This window comes from Croceibacterium segetis (assembly GCF_011320115.1).
GTDB lineage: Bacteria > Pseudomonadota > Alphaproteobacteria > Sphingomonadales > Sphingomonadaceae > Croceibacterium_B > Croceibacterium_B segetis.
This window is the reverse complement of sequence record NZ_JAANOZ010000011.1, coordinates 60,881-82,678: the sequence shown is the minus strand read 5'-3', so window position 1 is coordinate 82,678 and position 21,798 is coordinate 60,881. Positions and strand designations below refer to the sequence as shown.

Annotated in this window: 20 protein-coding genes; 15 read left to right on the top strand and 5 right to left on the bottom strand. The window is 67.7% G+C overall.

Annotated features, from left to right (window positions below; genetic code table 11):
- Positions 1-11: 11 nt before the first annotated feature.
- From G7B69_RS12785 to G7B69_RS12775, 3 genes are all read left to right on the top strand, one after another.
- Positions 12-308, top strand: a complete 297-nt coding sequence (locus G7B69_RS12785; RefSeq protein WP_166179879.1) for a hypothetical protein — start codon at positions 12-14, stop codon at positions 306-308.
- 305 nt (positions 309-613) lie between these two features.
- Entirely contained in the window at positions 614-1,030 is a 417-nt protein-coding gene (locus G7B69_RS12780) for a hypothetical protein (protein ID WP_166179877.1), read from the top strand.
- Positions 1,031-1,156: 126 nt separating this feature from the next.
- Complete coding sequence (locus G7B69_RS12775) at positions 1,157-2,068, top strand: hypothetical protein (protein ID WP_166179875.1); 912 nt, start codon at positions 1,157-1,159, stop codon at positions 2,066-2,068.
- A gap of 3 nt (positions 2,069-2,071) precedes the next feature.
- Here the strand turns inward: G7B69_RS12775 and G7B69_RS12770 are convergent, their stop codons facing one another.
- The 5 genes from G7B69_RS12770 to G7B69_RS12750 all read right to left on the bottom strand — a co-directional run bounded on the left by G7B69_RS12770 (position 2,072) and on the right by G7B69_RS12750 (position 7,366).
- Positions 2,072-3,631, bottom strand: a complete 1,560-nt coding sequence (locus tag G7B69_RS12770) for a carboxylesterase/lipase family protein (RefSeq protein WP_166179873.1) — start codon at positions 3,629-3,631, stop codon at positions 2,072-2,074.
- Positions 3,618-4,598 carry a sugar kinase gene (locus G7B69_RS12765; protein WP_243415167.1) on the bottom strand — a complete coding sequence of 327 codons (981 nt, stop codon included), beginning with the start codon at positions 4,596-4,598 and terminating at the stop codon, positions 3,618-3,620. Before G7B69_RS12765 ends, G7B69_RS12770 begins: the two co-directional genes overlap by 14 nt.
- 32 nt (positions 4,599-4,630) lie before the next feature.
- Positions 4,631-5,398, bottom strand: a complete 768-nt coding sequence (gene kduD, locus G7B69_RS12760; RefSeq protein ID WP_166179869.1) for a 2-dehydro-3-deoxy-D-gluconate 5-dehydrogenase KduD — start codon at positions 5,396-5,398, stop codon at positions 4,631-4,633.
- Positions 5,395-6,231 carry a 5-dehydro-4-deoxy-D-glucuronate isomerase gene (gene kduI, locus G7B69_RS12755; protein WP_166179867.1) on the bottom strand — a complete coding sequence of 279 codons (837 nt, stop codon included), beginning with the start codon at positions 6,229-6,231 and terminating at the stop codon, positions 5,395-5,397. Before kduI ends, kduD begins: the two co-directional genes overlap by 4 nt.
- A gap of 97 nt (positions 6,232-6,328) precedes the next feature.
- Positions 6,329-7,366 carry a LacI family DNA-binding transcriptional regulator gene (locus G7B69_RS12750; protein WP_166179865.1) on the bottom strand — a complete coding sequence of 346 codons (1,038 nt, stop codon included), beginning with the start codon at positions 7,364-7,366 and terminating at the stop codon, positions 6,329-6,331.
- A gap of 67 nt (positions 7,367-7,433) precedes the next feature.
- On the opposite strand from G7B69_RS12750, the gene G7B69_RS12745 reads away from it, so the two are divergent.
- The 12 genes from G7B69_RS12745 to G7B69_RS12690 all read left to right on the top strand — a co-directional run bounded on the left by G7B69_RS12745 (position 7,434) and on the right by G7B69_RS12690 (position 21,786).
- The gene (locus tag G7B69_RS12745) at positions 7,434-8,930 is read left to right on the top strand and encodes a UxaA family hydrolase (RefSeq protein ID WP_166179863.1); all 1,497 of its coding nucleotides are present in this window, start codon (positions 7,434-7,436) and stop codon (positions 8,928-8,930) included.
- 82 nt (positions 8,931-9,012) lie between these two features.
- A complete protein-coding gene (locus G7B69_RS12740; protein WP_166179861.1) occupies positions 9,013-9,798 on the top strand; it encodes a 2-keto-4-pentenoate hydratase in 786 nt (261 codons plus the stop codon).
- Positions 9,799-9,847: 49 nt separating this feature from the next.
- Positions 9,848-11,188 carry an MFS transporter gene (locus G7B69_RS12735; protein WP_243415164.1) on the top strand — a complete coding sequence of 447 codons (1,341 nt, stop codon included), beginning with the start codon at positions 9,848-9,850 and terminating at the stop codon, positions 11,186-11,188.
- A gap of 206 nt (positions 11,189-11,394) precedes the next feature.
- On the top strand, positions 11,395-13,044 hold the full coding sequence (locus tag G7B69_RS12730; RefSeq protein ID WP_166179859.1) for an FAD-dependent oxidoreductase: 1,650 nt from the start codon (positions 11,395-11,397) through the stop codon (positions 13,042-13,044).
- Positions 13,045-13,353: 309 nt separating this feature from the next.
- On the top strand, positions 13,354-13,899 hold the full coding sequence (locus G7B69_RS12725; protein ID WP_166179857.1) for a thermostable hemolysin: 546 nt from the start codon (positions 13,354-13,356) through the stop codon (positions 13,897-13,899).
- Positions 13,896-15,938, top strand: a complete 2,043-nt coding sequence (locus tag G7B69_RS12720; protein ID WP_166179855.1) for an AMP-binding protein — start codon at positions 13,896-13,898, stop codon at positions 15,936-15,938. Before G7B69_RS12725 ends, G7B69_RS12720 begins: the two co-directional genes overlap by 4 nt.
- Positions 15,925-16,680 (top strand): SDR family NAD(P)-dependent oxidoreductase, encoded by a 756-nt coding sequence (locus G7B69_RS12715; protein ID WP_166179853.1) that lies wholly within the window; start codon positions 15,925-15,927, stop codon positions 16,678-16,680. The genes G7B69_RS12720 and G7B69_RS12715 overlap by 14 nt, the downstream gene beginning before the upstream one ends.
- Before the next feature lie 18 nt (positions 16,681-16,698).
- Entirely contained in the window at positions 16,699-17,343 is a 645-nt protein-coding gene (locus G7B69_RS12710) for a tetratricopeptide repeat protein (RefSeq protein ID WP_243415163.1), read from the top strand.
- A 14-nt stretch (positions 17,344-17,357) separates the two neighbouring features.
- On the top strand, positions 17,358-17,972 hold the full coding sequence (locus G7B69_RS12705) for a class I SAM-dependent methyltransferase (RefSeq protein WP_166179851.1): 615 nt from the start codon (positions 17,358-17,360) through the stop codon (positions 17,970-17,972).
- A gap of 13 nt (positions 17,973-17,985) precedes the next feature.
- Complete coding sequence (locus G7B69_RS12700) at positions 17,986-18,603, top strand: RNA polymerase sigma factor (RefSeq protein ID WP_166179849.1); 618 nt, start codon at positions 17,986-17,988, stop codon at positions 18,601-18,603.
- Positions 18,600-19,523 (top strand): FecR family protein, encoded by a 924-nt coding sequence (locus G7B69_RS12695; RefSeq protein WP_243415162.1) that lies wholly within the window; start codon positions 18,600-18,602, stop codon positions 19,521-19,523. Before G7B69_RS12700 ends, G7B69_RS12695 begins: the two co-directional genes overlap by 4 nt.
- Complete coding sequence (locus G7B69_RS12690; RefSeq protein ID WP_166179847.1) at positions 19,432-21,786, top strand: TonB-dependent receptor; 2,355 nt, start codon at positions 19,432-19,434, stop codon at positions 21,784-21,786. The genes G7B69_RS12695 and G7B69_RS12690 overlap by 92 nt, the downstream gene beginning before the upstream one ends.
- Positions 21,787-21,798 lie beyond the last annotated feature (12 nt).

Here is a 21,798-nt window from a genome sequence, read left to right as displayed (position 1 = left end):
CGCAACCACCCATGAACGCTGAAATCACTTGGGATTTGGTAATGGAAGAAGACATGGGATTCGCCGAAGGGTGCTATCGCTTGCCCGGCGGTGACTGGCAGGTCGTCACAGCCGGGAAAGCTGGAGACGACTTCCCAATCGGGGTCAGATTCCCAGTTCATTGGGAAAGCGGCGTGACCGGCATGAGCATCTTCTTTGCCGATGACGAGAAGCTCAACGCATCAAGCGTATTGCAGAAGATGTCCGAAGTTCTCTGCGTGGCCGAGTGGCGTGAGGTCAGAGGGCCCGACTCGATATACCTTCGCTAGGGGTCTAAGTTCGTTTCCTCCGACGTCCGCTTTCCACCCATTGCGGACATTAGCTCCGTCGGCGAGAATAGCCCAAATCGCTAGTGAGGTGGGTCATCAAGTTCGATTGGATAGACTTCGGGCCGTCGTGGAATGAGCCTGCGGAGGCAACGGCATCGGTCGATAAGCTCGTGCACACCTCAACAGCTTCGTTGCTTGCCGAGTTCTTGCGAAGGCGAGACGCCCCATTCAGCAAGGTATTTTGTTGGATAGGGCGAGGTGACGGCGTGCTTGAAACGTCGCCACCCACGTCGGCTGGCGTCCGCTTGGTTGAAATGACCTTCCCGTTCGCAGCCTATGAGACGCCGGGTGCAGATCGATTAGCGATCTTCGCTGACTGGCTGGTTCATGCAGTCGCCGCAGGAGCGCCCGAACTTGGCATCGATGACGATGAGGCATCGTCGCTGAAACAACGGCTATCCGAACGCGACTACATCTACGTCCGCACCGACAAACTTAAGCGGGCCGCTGGCGAACCCCGCTGCGAAGTCATTTATGAGCATAGTCCCTCAAACCTGGTTGTGACCGTCCGATGCAAGCTGCCGAACGGACAGTCTCTTACTCGCACCTTCCGTCAGCATCCGTTGCGTCCGGACGAGCTTGCATACGGGCGTGCAATCTCAAGGTGCCGTGTTGACCAAGATGGCCAGATCACCGTTGAGCCACTCGAAGGATTTGGCTGATAACAAATGTCCGCTTTCCACCCAAAACAGACCTCCTCGTCCGCCGCCAAAAAAAGCGCTTTCCTACACGACCCGTTTGGTATCAATAGATGTTCGCTTTCTGTTCTCACCGGGAGATTCGCGAACATGACCGACCAAACCGCCCTTTCCACCGCCATCCGCCAGCCTGCCCTGAGCGCCTGCCTTGCAGGCAGTCCAAGGGGCTGGACCCCCGCGCGCAAGGCGCAGTTCCTCGACCATCTCGCCCATGACGGCGCCGTGCGCACGGCCTGCGGGCGGGTGGGCATGAGCCGCGAGGCGGCGTACCATCTCCGCCGGCGCGACGCGGCGTTCGCGCGGGCGTGGGATGCCGCGCTGGTGATCGCCCGCACGGTCAGCGCCGAGGTGCTCGAATGCCGCGCTATCCACGGGGTCGAGGAAGAGGTGTGGTACCGCGGCGAGCTGGTCGGCACCCGGCGCAAATACGATTCGCGCCTGCTGCTCGCCCACATGGCGCGGCTCGACAAGCTGGCCGAGGATTCGCGCGCCCGCGACGATGCCGCCCGCTTCGACGAGCTGCTGGCGCTGGTCGCCGGCGAGCGCGCGGATGACGGCTGCGAGTGCGACGACGACGGGCTGGTCGTCGAACGCGACGACCACATGGAGATCGCCGCCGAGGATGCCGAAGAGGCATTCGCCGAGGCGTGGCTCGCCGAGCACCCCGAAGCCGACGAGGACGAGGGAGAGCTTTCTCCCACGCAGGCGGCGGCCCGAACCGACCGGCTGGTCGCCGAGGATCGCGCCTATGCCGAGGGGCTGGCCGAGGCCCGGTGGCGTGCCCGCCTGAACGCCGCCGCGCAATGGGACCAGCGGCGCGCGCGCAGCCTCGCCGCCGTCGACAGCCTGCTGGCCGAACCGCTGGCGCCGCTCGCCGAGGCCGGGACCGTGTCAACTGTGTCAGGTGTGTCAACTTCGCGTGCTGCACCCAGCGAGGGAGCGGCGATCGCCGAGGGCTATGCGCGGGTCAATCCGCTCAACAACACTTACGCGAGGGCGTGAGGGCTAGCTGCCCGGCTGGATGTACGGCGCCCGCGCCCACAGCTCGCGTTGCCAGCGGCGAGGGTCGGCGACCGTGGCGATCGACTGCTCGCCGAGCACCAGCGTCTCGCGCGCCGGCAGCGTGTAGGGCCGCCACTCGGCGAGGCCGGGCACGCCGCTGCGGGCGAGGCCGGTGAAGGCGCGCATCATCGCGGCGCTGACCTGCCGGGCGCGCGCGTCGGTGCCCGAGTAGCTGCCCGGCGCGTCGAGCGTGCCGAAGACGTAGGGCAGGTCGTCGGTGTGCGCCGCGCCGCGCAAGGGGTCGACCGGTGAGGGGCGATCGAGCTGGTAGACCCAGGTCCGCGCGGCGCCGGCGGCGATGCGGGCGTCGGCCTCGATCACCTGCCCCGGCCAGCTGCGCCCGGCGGTGGTGGCGGCGTAGAACAGCTGCTCGGGGCTCCACTCGGGGAACTGCGCGCGGTACTGCGCGACCACCCAGTGCGGCTCGAGGTCGATGCGGATCTCGGGCGCGATCCGCTCGGCGAGGTTGCTCCAGCCGAGCCCGGCGAGCCGGGGACCGCGCGGGTCGATGAAGGCGCGGGTCTCGTCGCGGACGTTGCCGAGGATCATCGGCACGCCCAGCGACTGTGGCGCAGCGTCGGGCCAGAACGGGTGGCGCGGGAGGTTGGTCATGTCGAGCACCGGGCCGAAGTAGACCCGCCCGGGCATGAGCGGATCGTCGGCCTGGAGGCCTTCGGCCAGCCGCTCCCACGGCAGGGCCAGCAGCGGCGCGGGATCGGCGCCGGCAAGGCCGAGCTTGCTCATCAGCGCCCGCGTCCGCGCCCAGGCGTGGGCCGGGCCGCTGGCGGTGACTTGCTGGCCGCTCATCGTCGCGGCGGCGTGGAACAGGCCTTTCGCCGCGGGCATCGCCATCAGCGTGGCGATCTTGGCGCCGCCGCCCGACTGGCCGAAGACCGTGACCCGCGCCGGGTCGCCGCCGAACGCCGCCACGTGGTCGCGCACCCAGCCGAGCGCGGCGATCAGGTCGAGCTGGCCGAGGTTGCCGCTGTCGGCGAAGCGTGGGCCGAACGGGGCGAGCCAGCCGTAGCCGAACAGGTTGAGCCGGTGGTTGACCGTGACCACGACGACGTCGCCCTGCGCCGCCAGCCGGGCGCCTTGGGTCAGCGGGTCGGTGACGGTGCCGCCCGAGTAGGCGCCGCCGTGGAAGTAGACCATCACCGGCCGCTTCGTCCTGGGGTTCGCCTCGGGCGTCCAGACGTTGAGGAACAGGCAGTCCTCGCTCTGCCGCGCGCCCTGCCCTCCGGATTGCGGCGCGATGGGACCGAAGGCGGCGGCCTTGCAGGGCTCGCCCTCCCACGGCTCGCGCACCGGCGGGGCGAAGCGCGCCGCACGGGCGTAGCGGATGCCGAGGAAGGCCGGCACGCCGCGATCTATCAGGCCCTGGTAGCGCCCCACCCGCGGGTCGGCTGCCGCGGCGGAAAGCGGGCCGGCAGCCAGCATCGCCCCGGCCGTGCCCGCTGCGGCGAGGAAGCGCCGCCGGTCGATCCGCTCAGCGGCGGACATCGGCGTCGCCGGGGTCGAAAGCGTCGAGCTCGGCCGCGGGAAGCAGTGTCATGTCGCCCGAAATGCCGTGCTTGAGCGCCGCCAGCGCCAGCCCGCTCTCGGCCGCTTCGCGCGCATCCGCGCCGGCCAGCAGACGATGCAGCACCCCGGCGGCGAAGGCATCGCCGGTGCCGATGCGGTCGACGATTCCGGTGATCGGCAGCTCCTCGGTCTGCCAGCCGCCGTCGCGCCGGTCGACCCGCGCGGCCAGCCGGTGATGGCCGGCGCCCGCCACCTGGCGCGAGGTCGAGGCGATCGTCTCGAGCTTGGGAAACGCGGCAAAGGCCGCCTCGGCCGCCTCGCGCCGCCGCCCTTCGCCCTCGCCGGTGAACTCGCGCCCGAGCAGCAGCGAGATGTCGCGATGGTTGCCCAACAGCACGCTCGCCCGCTCGACCAGCGGCACCAGCCGCTCGCGCGGGTCGCACGGCCACGCGGCCCAGAGGTTGGCGCGGAAGTTGCCGTCGAAGCAGACCGGGACGCCGGCTTGCGCAGCCGCGGCCACCGCGGCGCTTGCCAGCGCGCAACCTCTGGGGCCGAGCGCGGGGGTGATGCCGGACAAGTGCAGCAGCGCCGCGCCCTCAAGGGCCGCGGCGAAATCGAACTGGTCCGGTTCGGCTTCGGCGAAGGCGCTACTCGCCCGGTCGTAAACGACGTGGCCCGGCCGCGGCCCGGCGGGCGGCTCGAAATAGTAGAGGCCCATCCGCCCGGACGCGGTGCCGACGAACGCCGTGTCGACCCCGGCCCCGCGCAAGGCGGTAAGTGCCCGCCGGCCGAGCGCGTTGTCGGGCAGGACTGTAACCATGCGCGTCGGCCGCCCGAGCGAGGCCAGCGCCGCGGCGACATTGGCCTCGGCACCGCCGACGTTGAGCTCGAGCCGGCTCGCCTGCGCCAGCGGCGTGCCGCCTGGCGGCGACAGGCGCAGCAGCATCTCGCCGAAGCAGACGACCGGACCTGCGGAGGTCACCGCGCCAGCCACCCGCCGTCGACCGCGAGGACGTGGCCTTGCACGTAGTCCGCCGCCGAACTGGCGAGGAACACCGCCGCCCCGCCGATGTCCGCCGGATCGCCCCAGCGCCCTTCGGGAATGCGCTCGAGGATCTGCCGGTTGCGGGTCTCGTCCGCCTGCAGCGCCGCGGTGTTGGCGGTGGCGATGTAGCCCGGCGCGATGGCGTTGACGTTGATGCCCTTCGCCGCCCACTCGTTGGCGAGCAGCTTGGTCAGGCCCGCGAGGCCGCTTTTCGAGGCGGTGTAGCTCGGCACGCGAACGCCGCCCTGGAAGCTGAGCATCGAGGCGATGTTGATGATCTTGCCGCGCCGCCCGGCCGGCGAGGTCCACCCGGCCATGTGCCGCGCGGCGGCCTGGGCGAGGAAGAACGGCGTCTTGAGGTTGGTGTCGATCACCGCGTCCCAGTCTTCCTCGGTGAACGCGAGCGCGTCGGCGCGGCGGATGATCCCGGCGTTGTTGACGAGGATGTCGAGCCGGCCGAGCCGCTCGACCACCGCGCCGATCGCCGCGCCGACCGGAGCGATCGATGACAGGTCGGCCGAGACCAGCTCGCACCGGCGGCCGAGCGCGCGAACCTGCGCGGCGGTCTCTTCCGCCGGCGTGCGGCCGATCGCGGCGACGTCCGCCCCGGCCTCGGCCAACGCCAACGCGATGCCCTGGCCAATTCCGGCATTGGCCCCGGTCACCGCGGCGACCCGGCCGGTCAGGTCGAAAGCGCTCACTTGAGCTGGCAGATGTCGAGCACGTTCATGTCGGTATAGTCGAGGTTCTCCCCGCCCATCGCCCAGATGAACGCGTAGGCCTTGGTGCCCGAGCCCATGTGGATCGACCACGGCGGGCTGATCACCGCTTCCTCGTTGGCGACGACGATGTGCCGCATCGCCTCGGGCTCGCCCATGTAGTGCATCACCCGGTCGCTCGCCTCGGGCAGGTCGAAATACAGGTAGATCTCGCTGCGCCGGTCGTGGAGGTGCGGCGGCATCGTGTTCCACACGCTGCCTTCCTCGAGCACGGTCAGCCCAAGCAGGAGCTGCGCGCTTTCGCAGACGCCGGGGATGACCAGCTGGTAGATCGTCCGGTGGTTCGAATTGGCGAGGTCGCCGCGTTCGAGCGGGTTGGCCTGGGCGAGCGTGATGTGCTTGATCGGGCACGCCTTGTGTGCCGGCAGCGAGGCCAGGTAGAACCGAGCGCCGTCGCCTTCGAACAGCACCTCGCGCGAGCCCATCGGGATATAGAGGCACTCCTTGTTGCCCATCTCGAAGCGCTGCCCGTCGACGGTGATCGCGCCGTCGCCGCCGATGTTCACCGCCGCCATCTCGCGCCGTTCGAGGAACGGGTGCCCCTTGGCGCTCGCCGGCTCGGTCTGATCGGGCAAGCGAATCGCGGCCCCCTTCGGCACCGCGCCGCCGATCACGAAGCGCTCGTTGTGCGAATAGTTGAGGTTGATCTCGCCGTCGGCGAACATTCCCGGGACGAGGTAACGCGCGCGCAGGTCGTCATTGGCGACGCTGTCCATCATCACCGGATGCGTCGCGTGGAAGGTCTTGCGGAACATGGGCACGGGCTCTCCCCTGGGTTGGCGCGCGTCCGGTTTGGTAACCGGTGTCATGATTCTTCATAAGCCGAGACGGCGCGGCTTATCAAGCCTTAGCTCAGCCCGACTTCCCGGACGGCGACGTCACCGAGGCCCGGCGGACCAGATCGGACAGGAACTTCGACGGCTGTTTCTCGGCCTCGGCCGGATAGATGAGCTTGAGCGCAGCGGACCGCGCCATCGACAGGATCGGCCAGCGAACGGTGGTCATCGGCGGCCAGATGTGCGCGGCGATCGCGGTGTCGTCGAATCCGACCAGCGACAGGTCGCGCGGAACGTCGATCTCGCGCTGGCGCGCCGCGTGCAGAGCGCCCGCGGCCATTTCGTCGTTGCTGGCGAAGATCGCCGTCGGCCGCGGGCTCACCTCGAGCAGCCGCTCGGCCGCGGCGAGACCGGTCTCGAAGGTATAATTGCCCTGCGCGACCAGCTCGGGGCCGCAGTCGAGCTGGTGCCGCGCCATCGCTTCGTGGAAACCCTTGCGCCGCTCCTGCGCCGAGCGGAAACCGTCAGGGCCGGCGATCAGGGCGATGCGACGATGACCTTGCTCGACAAGGTAGTCGATCGCGTTACCGACGGCCTGGCGGTCGTTGGATTCGACCAGGTGCGCGTCGTCGTCGAGCTTGGCCGAGCCCATCCGCACATAGCCGCAGCCGAGCTCGCGGCACAGCTCGGCGAGCTCGTCGTTCTCCGAAATCGGCGGCAGGATCAGCACCCCGAACAGGCGCTGCCTCTCGAGGAAGGTCCGCACGTCGTCGAGCATCGACGGCGAGTGGCGGTCGACTGGGCGGACGATCAGCGCGAACTCGGTCTCGCGGATGGCTTCGAGGACCCCTTCCTGGAAGCTCAGCACCATCTGCGCGTTGGGATTGTCGTGCAGCAGCCCGATCAGGAAATTCCGCCTGAGGGCAAGCGCCCGCGCCTGCGGATTGGGCACGTAGGCGAGGCGGGCGATCACGCTTTCGACGCGTTCGCGGGTGTCCTTGTTGAGCAGCGGCGAGCGGTTGATGACGCGGCTGACGGTCTTCTTCGAAACGCCGGCGATGCGGGCGACGTCGTTGATCGTCGGTTGCTGATCGCGTTTGCGCTCGCCGGCCATGCCCTCGTCGCCCCATTCTATCGCCGTTTCGCTTGCAGCGTTCCGCGGGGCAAGGCAATAGCAAACGATGACACCGGTTTCCGAATCCCCCGTTCTCCGCTGCCATCCGGCCGACAGCGTCGCCGTTGCGCTCGCGGATATTGCGGTGGGTGCCACCGTTTCACTCGACGACCAGGAGATCGTCGTGCGCGAGGCCGTGGCAGCGGGGCACAAACTGGCGTTGCGACATCACGCGCGCGGGGAGGCGGTGATCAAGTATGGCGAGGCGATCGGCCGGGCGACCGCCGACATCGACCCTGGCACGCATGTTCATTCGCACAATCTGGCGACCGCGCTGGAAGGCGAGGTCGAATATCGGGAAAGGCTGTCGGAGCCGGACGGGCGTTCGTCCGCGCCGCTTGGGCAGTGGCGCGGTTATCGCCGACCGGACGGGCGCTGGGCGACCCGCAACGAGATCTGGGTGCTGCCGACCGTCGGCTGTGTCGCTCCACTCGCCGAAGATGTGGCGCGCGAGGCCGCGGCGCGTCATCGCGGCGTCGTGGATGGCGTTCACGGCTTCGCTCATCCACATGGCTGCTCGCAGCTGGGCGACGACCTCGCCGGCACGCGCCGGTTGCTCGCCGGGTTGTGCGACAATCCCAACGCCGGGGGCGTGTTGCTGATCGGCCTCGGCTGCGAATCCAACCAGCTCGACGCGCTGCTCGCGGAGGTACCGGAGCGGAGCCGAGGCAAGATTCGCACCCTGCGCGCGCAGGAGATGCCCGACGAGCGGCAGGCAGCCCTCGATCTTATCGATGAACTCGTGGCCGGTTGTGCCGGCGCTCATCGCGAAACGGCCGAGGCGGCGGAGCTGGTCGTCGGCCTCAAATGCGGCGGGTCGGATGCCTTGTCGGGCGTCACCGCCAACCCCCTGCTCGGGCGCTTCAGCGATCGGCTGGCGGCGAGCGGCGGCAGCGTGGTCCTGACGGAAATCCCGGAGATCTTCGGTGCGGAGAACGCCCTTCTCGCCCGCAGCGTGTCCGCCGACGTCCACCGCGATGCCGGCGACTTGCTCAATCGCTTCAAGCGATACTTCCTGGAGCAAGGGCAACCGGTCTCGGAGAACCCCTCGCCCGGCAATATCGCCGGCGGGATCACCACGCTGGAAGAGAAGTCGCTCGGCGCAGTGCAGAAGGCCGGCAAGTCGGCGCTGGCCGGCGTCCTCGATTATGGCGAGCAGGCCAGCATCCCCGGCCTGTCATTGCTCGAAGCGCCAGGCAACGACGCGGTCTCCTCGACCGCCCTCGCAGCCGCCGGCGCGACCATGATTGTCTTCACCACCGGACGCGGAACCCCGCTCGGGTTTCCCGTGCCAACCGTCAAGGTGGCGTCGAACACCATCCTGGCCACGTTGAAGAGCCACTGGATCGATTTCGACGCGGGGCGCTTGCTGAGTGAGCCCGAGCCCGGTGTCGTCGAGGACTTTTGCCGCACCATGCTGGGCATCGCCGGCGGCGTAGCGACGGCGTCCGAGCGCGGCGGACACCGCGTGATTGCCATCTGGAAGCGCGGCGTCACCCTCTGACAATGTCAGGACGCGGATAATCTGATTGTCAATGACACCGGTTTCCATTAGCACTCGGGAAACGCAGGTTTGTGAGGGGTTAGTGGCGGACGACACCGGTATCATCGCTGCGCGCGCGTTTGTCGAAGCACGGCGAACCGGTCGGGCAATCGCCGACTATCCTGGCGTTCGCCCGCACGACCTTGCCCAGGCCTATCGGGTGCAGGATGCTGCGATCAAGCTGTGGCAGCGGGAAATCGGCGGCTGGAAGGTCGGCCGGATCAACCCGCCCGAAGACCGGCTTCTGGGGGCCAGCCGGCTGGCCGGTCCGATCTTTGCCGATACGATCGTCGACGGTACCGGCGCCGAACCTGCGCTGCCGGTATTCGCGGATGGCTTTGCTGCCGGCGAAGCAGAGTTCCTCCTGCGCCTCCGTGTGCCCGAAGGCGGTAAGCGGCCGCGCGGCGATGCCGAAACGCTCGCCTGGATCGACCAGGTTAGGATCGGAATCGAGATCGCCTCGTCCCCTTATGCGGGTATCAACGCCGACGGCGCATGCGTGACCGCGTCCGACCAGGGCAATAATGCCGGGCTCGTGCTCGGAGTGACCGTCGCGCGCGAGCGCTGGGTCGATCTCGACGCGATCGAAGTCGAGACGCGGATCGGCGACCGCATGGTCGGCCGGGCGACCGCCGCGACCATGCTCGACGGGCCGCTCGGCGCGGTACGCTTTCTGCTCGACAACCTGTCCGGACGCGGCATCGAGCCGCGGAGCGGCTGGTGGATATCGAGCGGCGCCGTGACTGGTGTGCACCCAGTTCGACCGGGAGACCGCTTGTCGGCGCGCTTCGAAGGAATCGGGGAGGTCGCCTGCACCATCGCACGGTGACCGGGTAAGAGTGAAGCGACCCGCACAGCGGGCAAACGGGAGAGCAATCGTGGCCGAAGCCAGTCTCGCCGAGGAGACCATCGCACGAGCCGGTGAACGCGTCGGCCGGTTCCGCTGGGTGATCGTCGGACTGCTCTTCGCGGCCACCGCGATCAACTACATCGACCGGCAGATGATCGGCGTGCTCAAGCCGACGCTGAGCCAGGAGTTCGGCTGGAGCGAGAGCAACTTCGCCCTGATCGTGTTCTGGTTCCAGCTCGCTTACGCGGTCGGCTACATCAGCTTCGGCCGGCTGGTGGACCGGCTCGGCGCCCGCGTCGGTTATGCCCTGGCCTTGGTCATATGGACCATTTCGCACATGGCGCACGGGCTGGCGTCGGGCGTGGCCAGCTTCGCCGCGGCGCGCTTCGGGCTGGGGATCGGCGAGTCGGGCAACTTCCCGGCCGGGATTCGCGCGGTGACCGACTGGTTTCCGCAACGCGAGCGCGCGCTGGCGATCGGCATCTTCAACGCCGGCGCCAATATCGGCGCAATCGTCACTCCGCTGCTTGTGCCGGTGCTGGTGGTCAGCTTCGGCTGGCGAGCGGCGTTCTTCCTCACCGGCTTCTTCGGCATTGCCTGGCTCATCGCGTGGTGGAGCGTTTACCGCCACCCTGCCGAGCACAAGCGCGTCAGCCGCCAGGAGCTGGCGTGGATCCAGCACGACCCGGCCGATCCCGCCGAAACCATCCCGTGGATGCAACTGCTCGGCAAGCGCGAGACCTGGGCCTATGCCCTCGGCAAGTTCCTGATCGACCCGATCTGGTGGTTCTTCCTGTTCTGGCTGCCCGGCTACCTGTTCCAGCGTTACGACCTGGATCTGACCTCGTTCGGGCTGCCGCTGGCCGCGATCTACCTGATCTCGGACGCCGGCAGCGTGCTCGGCGGATGGATGTCGGGACGGCTGATCAAGGCCGGCTTGAGCGTCAATGTCGCGCGCAAGGCGACGATGGCCTTCTGGGCCGCCTGCGTGTTCCCGATCTGGTTCGCGCAGGACATCGCCAGCGTCTGGGGAGCGGTGCTGGTGATCGGCTTGGCGACGGCGGCGCACCAAGCTTTTTCGGCCAATCTCTACACGCTCCCGTCGGACATCTTCCCGCGCACGGCGGTCGGCTCGGTGATCGGAATCGGCGGCACGGTGGGCGCCCTCGGCGGGATGGGGATGGCCCTTTTCACGGGCTACATTCTCGACTCGACGGGGAGCTATGCCGTGCTGTTCGCGATTTGCGCCAGCGCTTACGTGCTCGCGCTCCTCGTGGTGCACCTGCTTGCTCCGCGCCTCGAACCGGTACGACTTGCCAAGACCGACGACGCTGCGTTGCCGGAGGAAGACGGCAGCTTCCGCCGATAGCCAAGCCGCAAGCGATCGGTCCGTTTTCGGTCACCTCCCGCTGCGCGGCTCGAAGCCGTCCTGCTTCAGGAGAGCATGACCGGTTACTCACTGGCTGGAATTCCCCACAAGGCGAACGGAGGGCGCTGGCGCAGTCGAGCTGGTGGCCGGGCCTCTGGCAAAACTCGGGATTTGTTGGATTCGGCGCCGAAGCCTAAGCACCGGCCATGACCAGAACCCTCGAGGCCTCGGTGTTGATCGTCGGCGGTGGGCCTGTGGGCCTGTGCCTGGCGATAGACTTGGCATGGCGCGGCGTCGACAGCGTGGTGGTTGAGCGCCGCCACCCCGGCGAGCCGCCAAGCGTGAAGTGCAACCACGTTTCCTCGCGCACCATGGAGATTTTCCGCCGACTGGACCTGGCGCAGAAAGTGCGCGCCGCGGGGCTGCCGGAGGACTATCCGAACGACGTCGTCGTGCGGACCCGCGCCACGGGCTACGAGCTGATGCGCATCCACATCCCGTGCCGGCGGGATCGGTACACGGACAATTCCGGTCCTGACGGCTGGTGGCCGACACCTGAGCCTCCCCACCGGGTGAACCAGGTCTTTCTCGAGCCCTTGCTGTTTGACGAGGCCCGCCGCGCGCCGGGCGTGCGCATCCTGAACCGAACCGAATTCGAGAACTTCGATCAGGATGACGAAAGGGTCGTCGCCCATGCGCGAGACCTGGAATCTGGGGAGCCGGTCGAGATCCGCGCCGAATACATCGTCGGCTGCGAGGGAGGCCGATCTCGGGTGCGCAAGGCGATCGGCGCCAAGCTCGCAGGGGACGAGCTGATCCAGCGCGTCCAGTCCAGCTATATCCGCGCGCCGGGATTGCGCGAGCGGATCACCAAGCCTGACGCGTGGATGAGTTATCTCTATAACCCCGAGCGTTCCGGAAATCTGGTGGCCATCGACGGCCGCGAGACCTGGCTCATCCACAATTACCTGCTGCCGCACGAGGCGGACTTCGACACGGTCGACCGCGACCGCTGCATCCGGTTACTGCTCGGCGTGGGGCCGGAGCTGGAATACGAGCTCCTCGGAAAGGAGGACTGGATCGGCCGGCGCATGGTCGCCGACCGCTTCCGCGACCGCCGGGCTTTCATCTGCGGGGACGCGGCGCACCTGTGGGTGCCCTATGCCGGCTACGGCATGAACGCCGGCATCGCCGATGCAATGAATCTCAGCTGGATGATGGCCGCCTGTCTGAAGGGTTGGGCCCCGCAAGCCCTGCTCGACGCGCACGAGCGCGAGCGCCAGCCGATCACCGAGCAGGTCTCGCACTTTGCCATGCGCCACGCGGAAAGCGCCATTCGCGAGCGGACGAGCGTACCGCCGGAATTGGAGGACGCCACACCCGAAGGCGAAGCTTGCCGCCGCCGCGTCGGGGAGGCTGCCTACGCGCTCCACGTTCAGCAGTTCGCCTGCGCGGGGCTGAATTACGGGTATTACTACGATGGTTCACCGATCATCGCCTATGATGGCGAGGTGCAGCCGCCGTACACGATGTACGACTACACGCCTTCCACCGTTCCAGGCTGCCGTACGCCGCATATGTGGCTGAAGGACGGCCGCTCGCTCTACGACGCGCTGGGGCCGAATTACACGCTGCTGCGGTTCGATGCCTTGGTGGACGCATCGAGCTTGGTCGAAGCGGCCGCCGCGGCGGGCCTTCCCCTCAAGGTGCTCGACATCGACGTCAGCGAGCTTCCCGATCCTTTCGAGCACAAGCTGCTGCTCAGCCGCCCGGACCAACATGTCGCCTGGCGCGCCGACGCGCCGCCCGCCGACCCTGACGGCCTGATCGATCTGATTCGTGGCGCCTCCGATTAGGGCCAGCGGAGGAACTCTCGGAACCAGACGGCGGTCAGGCCTGCTCAAAATCGCGAGCAAGGCGATTCTCTCGCAAGGCCAAAGTGAGATTCGGCGGTCGAAGAAAGCTACGCCATCCTTCGGACCATAAAGCGCGATCCGCGTGCGGGCCCTTCGTCGCGGCGCACTTCCGCACGCTTCCCTCTGCCCCGGTCGCTTGGCCGATAGCGGGCCGGCGGCCTTTCAGCTGCCGCCCCACAACGCTCACGGGCCAACTGCGGATTGTCGACGGGCGTGCCGTCATGGCTCGAGACGGCAGGAGCCTTGTTCATGGATTCGGTGCGAGCGCGGACGTTTATCGACGAGACCTTTCGGCGCGCGTACGGGACGGACAAGGCGGCGGGCTATGGCGATTACGCGATCGCCTGTCGCCATGGCGCCGTGCGGGCGGCGCTGGGATACCGGCGCGCGGGAACGCAGCCGCTCTTCCTCGAAGCCTATCTCGACGAGCCGATCGAAAGCATCGTGTCCGCGAAATTGGGCCGCCCGATAACCCGCGATGCCATCGTCGAGATCGGCAACCTCGCAGCCGACAATGCCTGGCAGATGATCTCGCTCTGGGGCGAGGCGGCGAACGATCTCGGCAGTTCGAGCGAAGTGGTCGTCGCCACGCTGACCGCGCCGCTTCGCCGCATGTTCGCCAGGATCGGAATTCCGGTTCACGAGCTGGCGCCCGCCGATCCCGCAAGGCTGGATGCCGCCGCTGGCGAGTGGGGCAGCTATTATCGCACCGATCCGCGGGTGTGCGCCGGATCGATTGTCGATGGGCAGCGCGCGATCGCCGCGTTCCTGGCTCGCCGGGGGCGCGCCGCATGACCCGATTGCTTGCAGCGATCCAGACTTATGCCGAGCGAGCGCCCGCGAAGATCGCCCTCGATCCCATCGACGGTCCACCCGTCACTTATGCGGCGCTGCCGCGGCGCGTCGAGGAAGCCCTCGCCGGCATCGTCAACGGTGAGGGGCCGGTCGCCCTGCAGCTCGATCACGGGGTCGAGACGGCCTTGCTCGAACTGGCGTGCCTCGAAGCGGGCGTTCCGGTGCTGTCGCTTCCGCTGTTCTTTACCGACAGCCAACGCCGCCACGCACTCGCCGAGAGCGGCGCCACTCTATTGCTAACCGGCGGGAATGCGCTCGGCCCGTGGTCCCCATCCGGGCCGGTCGCGCTTCCCGTCGGGACCGCGCGGATCACCTTCACGTCCGGCTCCTCCGGTAATCCGAAGGGCGTGTGCCTTTCGGCGGACCACCTGCTGGCGGTGGCGGAGGAAGTGGTCCGCGCGGTCGGTACCGAACATGCCGGCAGGCATCTGGCCTTGCTGCCGTCCGGAGTCCTTCTCGAGACGGTGGCCGGCTTCTTCACGACGATGCTGGCGGGCGGAACATATGTCTGCCCGCCACAGGCGCTTGCCGGAATGGCCGATCCCTTTCGTCCCGATTTCGCACTGCTCGCGCGGCGGCTTGCCGAGTGGCGGATTACCTCGCTGATCCTGGTGCCGGAGCTTCTGGCGGGACTCGTTGCCGCGCTCGAGACGAGCGGCGAACGGCTGCCGTTGCTTACGATGGTGGCGGTCGGCGGAGCGCGTACGCCGCCAACGCTGATGACCCGCGCGCGAGCGCTCGGCCTGCCGGTGCGGCAGGGCTACGGGCTTACCGAATGCGGCTCGGTCGCGACACTGGAAGACCCGTCGGGCGGCGAAACAGGCTCGGTCGGTAGGCCTCTGGGCCACCTGCGGGCGCGGATTGCCGATGATGGTGAAGTGCTTCTCGATGGTCCGCTTTGCCTGGGTCTGCTGGGCGGCGAAGCCCCGCGATCGCCATTTGCCACCGGAGACATCGGCCGGATCGATGGCGATGGCCGGCTGTGGATCGAAGGGCGCAAGTCGAACCTTATCGTCACCGGTCATGGACGCAACATTTCGCCCGAATGGATCGAGGAGGCCCTGCTCGCCCGGGCCGAGATCGCCCAGGCATTCGTCTATGGCGATGGCCTACCCTTTCCGCAGGCACTGCTGGTCCCCGCGGCACCGGGAAGCGACCTCGCCGCGGCGGTGGCTTCGGTCAATGCGAGCCTTCCCGGCTATGCCCGCCTCGCCAGCTGGCGAGAGGTCGCGCATTTCACGCCGGACAATGGGCGGCTGACGGGCAACGGACGCCTGAAACGCAAGGCGATCGAAGCCGCGTACCTGCCCGCTCCCGACTTCTTTACCGAACTCGGAGATGCCACGGTGCGCCAGCGCCTGGCGTTCCTGGCGGTGCCGCAAGTCCGGGCGGGACTTGCCGGAACCATCTCGCGCGAAACCTACATCGATTATCTCACGCAAGCCTATCACCACGTCCGGCACACCGTGCCGCTGATGGTGGAAGCGCGCGCTCGCCTCGGCGATCGGCCCGAACTGGTCGAGGCACTCGACGAATACATCGCCGAGGAAACCGGGCACGAAGAATGGATCCTCGCAGACATCGCCGCGGCGGGGGGCGATGCGGACGCTGCCCGGCGCAGTCGCCCGCACAGGGCCACCCAATCGATGGTCGACCATGCCTACGATCGGATTCGCGCCGGCAATCCGGTGTCGTTCTTCGGCATGGTCTACGTGCTCGAAAGCGTCAGCGTCGCGCTCGCCACCCGCGGGGCCGGGGCCGTCGCCCTGCGCCTAGGCCTGCCGCCGGAGGCGTTCACTTATCTGACTTCGCACGGGGCTCTCGATCGGTCGCACATGCGTTTCCTGCAGTCCCTCGTGAACGAACTGGGCGACGAGACGGACAGAGCTGCGGTGCGCGACATGGCGCGCGAGATCTTCGTCCTGTTCGGCGGAATGTTCGGATCGATCGAATTGGAGCCGGCCGATGCGCTCGTTTGACGGCAAGTGGGTCGCGATCACCGGCGCCGCGGGCGGAATCGGCTATCCCGTCTCGCGCCTGCTGCGACGCTATGGCGCACGAACGCTGTGCATCGACCGGATCGCGGTCGAACATTGCGACCGCTCGATCGTGGCCGATCTGGCCGACGATGGCGCGTTGCGGGACCTTTGCCGGCAACTCGCTGCGGACCCGCCCGACATTCTCATCAACGTCGCCGGAGTGATGCGTTTCGGGCTGCACGAGACGCAGCCGCTCGACGCCGTGGCATTGTGTTACCGGATCAACCTCGGAGTCCCGGCAGCCCTGGCTGCCGCGGTCGCCGGCCCGATGCGGACGCGGGGCTCGGGGCACATCGTCAACATCGGTTCGGTCCTCGGATCGATCCCCTATCCGTGGTTTGCCGCCTACTCGAGCAGCAAGGCTGGTCTGGCGGGGCTGAGCCAGGCCTTGCGCCGCGAGCTTGCCGGAAGCGGCGTCGCCGTCACCCACATCAACCCGCGGGCGGCACGCACGGCTTTCAACACCGGCGAGGTCGAGCGTTTCCTCAAGATGGCTCGCATGAAGGCGGACGAGCCCGACTGGGTCGCGCGGCGTATCGTCGAGACGATCGCGTCGCGCAAAGCCCACCTCAGCATCGGCGCGATGGAGCGTGTCTATGCCGCGCTCAATGCTCTCGTCCCGGCCGTCATCGACAACGGCCTCAAATCGCAGGTTCGCCGCGCTCGAGCCGCCTTTTCCTGACCCCTCAAGGAGACCCCCATGTTCCAAAGACCCCCTTTTACTCTTGCAGCCGCAGCGCTGCTGGCATTCGCTGTGCCCGCCATGGCGGCCGCCTCGATGACCCAGGAGGTCAAGGCCATCAACGATAACTGGGCCCATATCGCCTACGAGGTGAAAGGCTCGAGCACGCAGACCAAGGCTCTCGATCGGCTGGCGCAGCAAGCCTCGGCGCTGGTCCAAAAGTATCCGGGCAAGGCCGAGCCGCTCGTTTGGGAAGGCATCGTCACCAGCGAGCAGGCAAACCGGGCGAACTTCCTGCACAAGCTCGGCCTGGCCACCAAGGCGCGCGACATTCTCGCGAAGGCGTACTCGATCAACCCCAAAGCGGAAGACGGCGGGGCGGCGATGAGCCTCGGGGTGCTCTATTACAAGGTCCCCGGGTCGCCGATCGGCTTCGGTGACAAAGCAAAGGCCAGGGCGCTCCTGAGGGAGGCACTGGCCACCGATCCGAACGGGCTCGATGCCAACTATTTCTACGGCGACTTCCTCTTCGACCAGGGCGACAAGGCGGGGGCGAGAAGCTACTTGCAGAAGGCCTTGCGGGCACCGCACGATCCGTCGCGCCCGGCCTGGGACGCCGGTCGGCGCCGCGAGGTCCAGGCTCTCCTCGCCAAGATCGGCTGATTGCCGATTCACGCATGACGCTATCGGCGCGTTTCGCCGCCCAACTGGCGCATCCGCGTGGCCTGCCCGGGCGCCTGCTCGGCCAGGCGATGGATCTCGCCAACGGGCGCCCGCTTCGGCTGGCGATCGAGGCGCTCGAACCCATGGCAGGCGAGCGCATTCTCGACGCCGGCTGCGGCACCGGGGCGGCACTGGCCGCGGTCGCAGCGAAGGCGGAGTGCCAGCTCTATGGCATCGACCGCTCGGCCGCGATGATCGCCGTCGCGCGCTCCCGTCTCGGGTCAGAGGCGACGCTGGCCTGCAGCGCCATCGAGGCCCTGCCCCGCTCGTGGCTGCCATTCGACGCGGTTCTGGCGCTCAACGTTCTCTATTTCGCGGACGCGCGGGGCGCCATGGTCGCGGCCTTGCATCGGTCGCTCCGCGACGGCGGGCGGCTGATTGCCTATGTGACCCACCGGAAGACGATGGAGCGCTGGCGCTTCGCCCGGAGCGGCCTCCACCGGCTCTACGATGCGCGCGAACTCCAAGGCGCGCTGGTCGAGGGAGGCTTCGCGGCCGGGTCGATTTCGATCAAAGACGAAGTTATCGCACCGGGTATAGTAGGGCTGATCGTTCATGCCGAACGGTGAGGCGATAACGGCGATGACGGAGAGTGAACCGGCGATTGCGGACGCCGGGCTGGGAGCGCTGATCGAAGCGCACCGGCCCGAGTTGCGCCGCTTCCTCGCGGCGCGCTGCGGTGACGCCGCCGACGCCGACGACTTGCTGCAGGAGCTGTGGCTGAAATCTGTCCTGGCCGCCACCGGCCCCATCGCCAACGGCCGCGCCTATCTCTTCCGAATGGCGAACAACCTGGTCCTCGACCGCGCGCGCACGCGAAGGCGGGCCATGCAACGTGACCGCGCATGGCTCGAACGTGGCGAACCCGCCGCAGGGTCGATCGAGCTGCAGATGGATCCCGCGCCTGACGCCGAGGCGAGCCTGATCGAAGCGGAAGAGGCGGACCTGTTGCGCCGTGCCGTTGCCGCGCTTCCCGAGGGCGCGCGGCGCGCGCTGCTGCTTTATCGCTTCGAGGGGCGCGGCCAGACCGAGATCGCGCAAATCATGGGAATAAGCCGCAGCGGGGTCGAAAAGCACCTGGCCCTGGCGATGAAGCACTTGCGCACCAGCCTGAGGGACTGCGGATTCTTCGGCACTGCAACGTCTCATGAACAGCAGACGGCGGGGGACGCAGCGCCGAACAGGAATTCAAGACCATGAACGGGGCGGACGATACGATCTTCGAACAGGCCGCGGTCTGGCATCTCGCCAGCTCGCACGACGCCATGGATTGGGACGGCTTCACGCGTTGGCTCGAAGCCGACCCGCGGCATCGCAGCGCCTACGATGAGGTCGCCATGGCGGACACCGCACTGAATGAACATCCGGCTGTCCTCGGCGAATACCGTCATGCAGCGAAACCTGCCGCCGCCCGTCGCTGGCCTCTCTGGGCGGGCGGCGTCATGGCCGCGTCGCTCGCCGCGCTTCTGGTGGCGCCCCAATTCACCGCCCCCGGGCCGCAGTCCTTCACCAGCGGCACCGTGCCTCTGACGATAGCACTGAGCGACGGATCGCAAGTCGTCCTCGGGCCGCGCAGCCAGCTGACGGTGACGGGGCGAAAGGGCGAACAACTCGCCCTGCGAGGCGGCGCCTATTTCGCGATCCGCCACGATCCGGCGCGGCAAATGAACATCAGTGCCGGCGGTCTCGAGATCGGCGACATCGGCACCCATTTCGAAGTCCAGACGGATGGCCTCGCGGTTCGGGTCGAAGTTGCCGACGGAAAGCTCGAGCTTCGCGGCGAAGCCTTGGGCAAACGGGTCGAACTGGCGGCGGGGCGGCGTATACTGTTCGATCCAGCTCACCGGCTCGCCACAGTGGCGGCCGTTTCGCCGCGCGACGTCGGCGAGTGGCGCGAAGGGCGTTTGTCCTATGACGCGGCACCCTTGTCGCTGGTCGCGACCGATCTGGGCCGCTATGCCGGCATTTCGGTAACGGTGCCTCCGCCGCTGGCCGGCCGGCGTTTCTCGGGAAGCTTGTCGATCCGCAATGGCGATTCAGCAGTTCGCGACCTGGCGCAGCTCATGGGGCTTGGCATTGTTCACCGCGGCGGCGTCTATCGTCTCCGCGAACCCGGCTGAAGCGCGGGACGAACCGCGGCGACAATTCGACATTGCCGCCGAAACGCTACCCGAAGCCATTGCCGAACTGTCGCGTGAAGCCCTCGTTTCTGTGGGCGCTGAGGGAGCCTTGCCGCGCCTTCGGACGCAGCCTCTGCACGGTAAGCTTTCCATTGAGGCGGCGCTTAAACGCCTGTTGCGCGGCTCGCGGTACGTCGCGCGGCGTGTCGGCCCGACAGCCTGGCGGATAGAGCCGGCCCGTGACGCTCCAGCACCGCCCGACAGGCCGACTTCCGCAGGGACAACGTCGACCGTATCGGGCGAGGAAATCGTCGTCAGCGCGACAAAGCGTGACTTGACGCTCGAGAATGCGCCGCTTGCCGCCACTGTCGTTCCCGTCGACGGCACGACGCGGGTCGATCCGCGCTCCGGCACCCAGAGAATCGCCGAACGCACCGAGAGCTTCGCGTTGGCCGGACAAGGGCCGGGCCGCAATCGCATGTTCCTGCGCGGCGTCGCCGACAGCCCCTTCGGAGGCAGGAGCCAGGCAACGGTCGCGGTGCTGCTCGACGATGCCCGGATCACTTACGTGGCACCCGATCCCGACATTCGCCTCGTCGACGTCGATCGCGTCGAACTGCTCAAGGGGCCGCAAGGCTCGCTCTACGGCGGCGGTGCGCTCGGCGGCATCTATCGCATCGTCACCAGGCGTGCCGATCCGTCGAGCTTTGCAATTAGTGCTTCGGCGACGGGCCAATCGGTCACCGGGGGCGAGATCGGCGGAGGTGGCTCGCTGGTGGCGAACATTCCGCTGGTGGCGGATGTCGCGGCGGTGCGTGTCGTCGCCTATGGCGAGCGATCGCCCGGTTGGCTCGACACCGGCGACCGCAACGATAGCAACGCCACCACGGTGCTCGGTGCCCGCGCCGGTCTCGGCATCGAAGCGGGGGGAGGCTGGCGCGCCGACGTGACCGGCTTCGGCCAGCGGCTCAACGCTCACGACAGCAATTACACCTACCTGCCGGAAGCTCGCACGCGCCCCGGACAGCTTCCCGAACCGCATCGCAACAATCTGCTCCACGGCTCGCTCAGAGTGGCTCATGGCGGCTCGACCGAGGTCGTCATCTCGACAGGCTATACGGTCCATGACGTCGATGACCGATACGACGCGACGCAAGGCGCGGGCAGCTTCGGGTTGCCCAGTCCGCAAACCCTGGACGACGACTCCCACTATCGCCTGTGGGACAGCGAATTGCGGATGACCGGACGCTGGCGGGGACTGGGCTGGCTCGGCGGTCTCGCCCGCATCGAAGCATGGCAGCGTTCGACCCGGGTGCTGAATGGCCAGGGCGCGAGCACGCAAACCCTGGAAACGGTCGAGCGCAAGGAGAGCGAGTCCGCGTTGTTCGGCGAAGCGACGCTGTCGCTCACGGACGCCCTGGATGCCACGCTTGGCGGCCGGCTGTCCCATACTGCCCTGCACGAAGACCGCGCCAGCGCGACTGACGAAGGCCTCGAAGAGGCGAACCGAACTCGCATCTCTCCGGCCGCTTCGCTGGCCTGGCATCCTCGCAAGGGAAGCCTGATGTACCTGCGTTACGGCTCGGCCGTGCGCCAGGGCGGCACGACGCTCGATACCGGTGGACAGGTCAGGCAGCTCGACGAAGACGACCTCATGACGCTCGAGGGAGGCTGGCGCCAGACGGTCGGCTCGCTCCATTTCGATCTCGGACTCTACCATTCATGGTGGCGCGAAATTCAATCGGACGTGCTGCTCGCAAACGGGCTCGTCGAGGCAGCCAATGTCGGCGATGGCACCATCAGCGGTGCCGAATTATCGGCAAGCGCCCAATTGGGCCGGGGCTGGCACGTCGACGGCGGCGCCATGATCCAATCGGCCTTGCTGACCCGCGATTCATCGGGTCTCGAGCTGCATGATCGCCGATTGCCGGTCGTGCCCGCATGGACTTTGCGCGGCGCGCTGGCGCGCGACTTCGCGGTCGGTGCCTGGGACGCGAGCATTGCCGCGAACGGCCGGTATGTCGGACCTGCGCGGTTGAGTTTCGATCCCGCGCTCGACCGGCCGATGGGCAACTACCTCGAAACCGGACTTTCTCTGGAAGGACGCCGCGGCATTTGGACTCTCGCATTCGAGGCACGGAACCTGTTCAACGCCCGCGGTGACAGCTTTGCATATGGCAATCCGCTGCGCATCTTCTCGACCAGGCAATACGTTCGCCAGGATCCTCGCTCGGTCAGCGTATCGATCACGCTCACGCCCTGAAACTCCTGCGCG